Source organism: Burkholderia sp. BDU5 (assembly GCF_001522845.1).
GTDB classification, from domain to species: Bacteria; Pseudomonadota; Gammaproteobacteria; order Burkholderiales; family Burkholderiaceae; genus Burkholderia; species Burkholderia mayonis.
On record NZ_LOWC01000118.1, the window covers coordinates 1 to 3,334 of the forward strand.

Sequence of the window (3,334 nt, forward strand, 5' to 3'; positions counted from 1 at the left end):
TCCGGCGCATACTCCGATGAACCTCGCTGACTGGACGTATGCAGAAACCACGGCGTTCGGAGAACGGCGGCGATCGCCTTCGCCGCGAAGTAGTCGCGGAGCGTCATGCCTGCGCTCGCGCGGGCCGTTGCCTCGATGTAGATCCGGTCGCGCTCAGCCGAATCCGTGACGCCTTCAACCGCTGCCGCGCCGACGCGGTGCACGAGCTGATGGTCGTTGATCGGAAATGCCGGCCCGCCGTCGTTGATCGTTTCCATGTGGTCTCTCGAAGTTGTTGTTCGATGAAATTCCGGTCTCGTCAGTGCGCGGATCACCCGGACTTGAACGGCTCTTCCTCCGGGAATTTCGACCTGTTGCTCGCCGTAGCGGGAACGGTTGCTCAAACAGCGGCCCACGAGCGGACGCGACGGATGGCTGCGCGGACCTGCATGCGTCGCTGCTTTGCGTTGCCCGTCAGGTGCAGATCGTCGCAACCGAGCACGTATTCGCGCGTGTTGCAGCACGGGCATGGCTCGTCGCCACCGTTGTGGAGCGGGCCGCCAGGCTCGTCGCAGCTGTCCAAGTCCCACAGGTAGCCGTCGATGCAGCAACCGTCTTCGTAATGGGCGCCGAAGTGCGCCCCTTGGTATCCGCAGCTCATCGCGTCCCCCAGCATGTGGTGTGATTGCCCGCCGCAGATCAGATGGGAGTGCAATGGCTGATCGCCACGCATCCGCTCTTGCCGTTGAGCCAAACGACTGCGGTATGACCGCTCAGCACTTCGGCTTCGGTGCGGGTCGTGAAGGTCTTCGGCGGGTCGCCGCGTACCTCGGAATACTCGACAGTGGCGCCCACCTGCACGCGGGCATTCCAATCGTCGACTGCCTTCTGCGGATTCGGTCTGCGATTCATTCCCGTCTCTCCTGGCTGATGTACTGGTGTGATTGCCCGCCGTAGCGGGCGCGGTTGTTCAGGCGGCGAAGACTTCGGCGATCCAGTCGTGCCGGCCGTCCGCGCGCAACGCGTACCGCCAGCGAGCAACGCCGCCGACCTTCTTCGCTGCGCGCTCTGCCGCGCCACGCGCCGAGGCTTCGGACCAGAACCATTCGCTGAATAGCTTCTCCATCGTCGTTCTCCTGTAGCGGGCGGGGTTGGTCAGCAGCCGCACCGCGCGTCAGCGACGCCGGGGGCGATGAGGTTCAGCGCGAGGCGGCGCAGCTCGGGCGAGGCCGGGAAGTCGCGGCGTAGCTCGATCAGATCACGTGCAGTCGTGGACATGTCAGACCTCGCGGACGATGCGCAGCGGGATGGCGCGATGGTCGCTGCAATGGCTGAAGCCTCCGTTGCCTGGTCCGAAACACTGGCCGCATTGCGAGCAGTACGTTCGCGGGAAGCGCAGGCCAGCGGCGGCGAGATCGGCGTCGGCGATGCGCTGCTTAATTTCCGCGGCGAGTGCGTCCTTGCAGATGTTCCAGACCTCGTACACATCCTCGATTCGGCCACGGCGCAGCGCGGCGTCGAGCACGGCGATCTGCTCGGTCGAAAACGGCAGCACGTCGAACGTGACGCCTTCGGCGATCGCTTCGTTGCGCTCGTCGCGCGCCAGCGCGGCATCGTCGGCCGCGGCCTGCAGCTGGTCGGCGCGTCGGTCGACGCGAGCCGGCAGCGTGCGGATGTTGCTTCGGTTGATGCCGGGCAAGTGCATGGCACCCTCCCTATAAAGTAGGTGTGCTAACAGAATTGATGTCTTGAACAGCGAAATTGCATCTGCGATGCAGCCCTCACCGGCGACGCCTCGATGGTTCGAACCGCCGCCGGTCAAGACTGCGTCACGCTCGCGCGCCCGGCTACTCCCGGCCATGCCGGCTCCGGGCCGCGCGAGGTTTTGTGCCGATTACCACGCCATCGGGCACGTGTTGCTGGCTGTCTTGCATCAGGTTTGCTCGGCGCGCCGCGGCTTTCCGCAGCGTCCGTCCTGACTCACGACGCAGATCGCGCCGGCCGGTTGCTCCGCTTGCGCGGTCCCGGCTTACCTTCGGTTGTTAAAGAACGATCCGCCTGGGCGGTGGCGCAGCGATCAGTGCTGCGTCGGATTGAAATATAGGCATGCCGATATGAACTGTCAATAGGTTTGCCGATATTTATCGGCGATTGGTAGCGCGCCTCAAAACTTTCTGAACGGCACTTGTCGCGGACACCGGCGCGGCAGTTGGCGAGGCGGCTCAACTGAGAAGCCACCCGTCTGATTAAGTGCCTGCTGACACCAGTTGAAAGCGCCCCGATTTCAGGTCTACACTACTGTACATACATACAGTATTTGTGGCGAAGAAGAGCGAGGGCTGGAATGGATCGAGAGACGCGGGCGAGCGAGTTGCGGTGTAAGCCGGGCGACCTAGCGCGGATTAGAAGGGCCTGGAATGAACTGCTGAAGGGGAGGCTCGTACTCGTGCGGCGCGCGTATAGCGAGACCGAATGGTTGGTGCGGGTCCTTGACGGGCCGGCTTTCGGGGTAAGCGAGGATCGCCGACGCTACGTCGTGACCCAGACCTTGATCGCGGAGGATTGGGCGCTGGAACCGCTGAGTGGGGAGCAGCAGCCGAAAAGCGAGGATGCCGCTATGGATTCAAGCGCCCGATGGGCTCGTTTTCATCCGGAAGCATCCGGAGCATCAAATTGAAGGTCTGCGCCGGCTCGCCAGTCTTGTCGGCCTTGAGGATAGCGTCAATCAAAGCCCGAGCAGCGTCGCTTGCCGCTTTGATGGCTGCCTCGTAGCCCATCTGGGAATCAGCGCTCGACACCGGCTCGCCTTTGCCTTCGGCGAGCCAAAGAGCATTGATGCCGAGGACATCCGCAATTAGGGGTGTCTTGGCCGAACCGTCATATTCGTCGTTTTCGAGCTCTGAGATCGTCGCTTGCTTGAGGCCGACCTTGTCCGCCAGCTGCTTCTGCGTCAGCCGAGCCGTCTTTCGCGCGTCGCGAAGTCGCTTTCCGTAGGTGCTGATTGTCATATAGGAATTCTTATATGAAACGGCATCGGTTTGCCTATTGACAGAAAAATCGGCAAACCTATAATTTGGGCATGGACCTTCAATTCATTGCTCTCGAACTCAAGCGCCTTGGCATGAGCCAAGTCGAAATCGCGCGCGCGGTGGATTGCTCGCAGCCGACGATTTCCGAAATTCAGAGTGGTCGGCTGGGGAAGCGTCGGCCGTCCTACCGATTGGCGACGTCGCTCTTGAAGCTATACGAGGAAAAATTGGGCCACCCGAAGGAGGGAACGTGAAGCCAGTCTCCGATATCACCGATCCGCCGCCGCAGCCGACGCGTTCACCGCGCATCACCGATCGCCAGGCCG

7 protein-coding genes and 1 pseudogene are annotated in these 3,334 nt (G+C 62.4%); 1 reads left to right on the plus strand and 7 read right to left on the minus strand.

The genetic code is table 11. From position 1 onward, the window contains the following. The 7 genes and pseudogenes from WS69_RS19120 to WS69_RS19140 form a co-directional block, all read right to left on the minus strand. Window positions 1-383, minus strand: a pseudogene (locus WS69_RS19120) (hypothetical protein); the annotation flags it as partial. Next, window positions 380-694 (minus strand): hypothetical protein, encoded by a 315-nt coding sequence (locus tag WS69_RS19125; protein WP_156438245.1) that lies wholly within the window; start codon window positions 692-694, stop codon window positions 380-382. The pseudogene WS69_RS19120 and the gene WS69_RS19125, both read right to left, overlap by 4 nt. Further along, window positions 679-891: a hypothetical protein gene (locus tag WS69_RS19130; protein ID WP_059472266.1), complete on the minus strand. Its 213-nt coding sequence runs from the start codon at window positions 889-891 to the stop codon at window positions 679-681. Before WS69_RS19130 ends, WS69_RS19125 begins: the two co-directional genes overlap by 16 nt. Window positions 892-949: 58 nt before the next feature. After that, window positions 950-1,105 carry a hypothetical protein gene (locus WS69_RS33525; protein WP_156438247.1) on the minus strand — a complete coding sequence of 52 codons (156 nt, stop codon included), beginning with the start codon at window positions 1,103-1,105 and terminating at the stop codon, window positions 950-952. A gap of 29 nt (window positions 1,106-1,134) precedes the next feature. Continuing rightward, window positions 1,135-1,257 (minus strand): hypothetical protein, encoded by a 123-nt coding sequence (locus WS69_RS35315; RefSeq protein WP_269434754.1) that lies wholly within the window; start codon window positions 1,255-1,257, stop codon window positions 1,135-1,137. A 1-nt stretch (window position 1,258) separates the two neighbouring features. Continuing rightward, window positions 1,259-1,840 carry a hypothetical protein gene (locus tag WS69_RS19135; protein ID WP_231747167.1) on the minus strand — a complete coding sequence of 194 codons (582 nt, stop codon included), beginning with the start codon at window positions 1,838-1,840 and terminating at the stop codon, window positions 1,259-1,261. A 754-nt stretch (window positions 1,841-2,594) separates the two neighbouring features. Further along, window positions 2,595-2,987 (minus strand): helix-turn-helix domain-containing protein, encoded by a 393-nt coding sequence (locus WS69_RS19140; RefSeq protein ID WP_059472268.1) that lies wholly within the window; start codon window positions 2,985-2,987, stop codon window positions 2,595-2,597. Between the two features lie 71 nt (window positions 2,988-3,058). Here WS69_RS19140 and WS69_RS19145 point away from each other — a divergent pair, with 71 nt between their 5' ends. Continuing rightward, the gene (locus tag WS69_RS19145) at window positions 3,059-3,262 is read left to right on the plus strand and encodes a helix-turn-helix domain-containing protein (RefSeq protein WP_059472269.1); all 204 of its coding nucleotides are present in this window, start codon (window positions 3,059-3,061) and stop codon (window positions 3,260-3,262) included. Window positions 3,263-3,334: the final 72 nt, after the last annotated feature.

What these genes read in the sequence shown, in the direction of transcription:
- WS69_RS35315 (WP_269434754.1), bottom strand. Translation starts at nt 1,257, where the DNA reads ATGTCCACGACTGCACGTGATCTGATCGAGCTACGCCGCGACTTCCCG.
- WS69_RS19130 (WP_059472266.1), bottom strand. Translation starts at nt 891, where the DNA reads ATGAATCGCAGACCGAATCCGCAGAAGGCAGTCGACGATTGGAATGCC.
- WS69_RS19135 (WP_231747167.1), bottom strand. Translation starts at nt 1,840, where the DNA reads ATGGCCGGGAGTAGCCGGGCGCGCGAGCGTGACGCAGTCTTGACCGGC.
- WS69_RS33525 (WP_156438247.1), bottom strand. Translation starts at nt 1,105, where the DNA reads ATGGAGAAGCTATTCAGCGAATGGTTCTGGTCCGAAGCCTCGGCGCGT.
- WS69_RS19145 (WP_059472269.1), top strand. Translation starts at nt 3,059, where the DNA reads ATGGACCTTCAATTCATTGCTCTCGAACTCAAGCGCCTTGGCATGAGC.
- WS69_RS19140 (WP_059472268.1), bottom strand. Translation starts at nt 2,987, where the DNA reads ATGACAATCAGCACCTACGGAAAGCGACTTCGCGACGCGCGAAAGACG.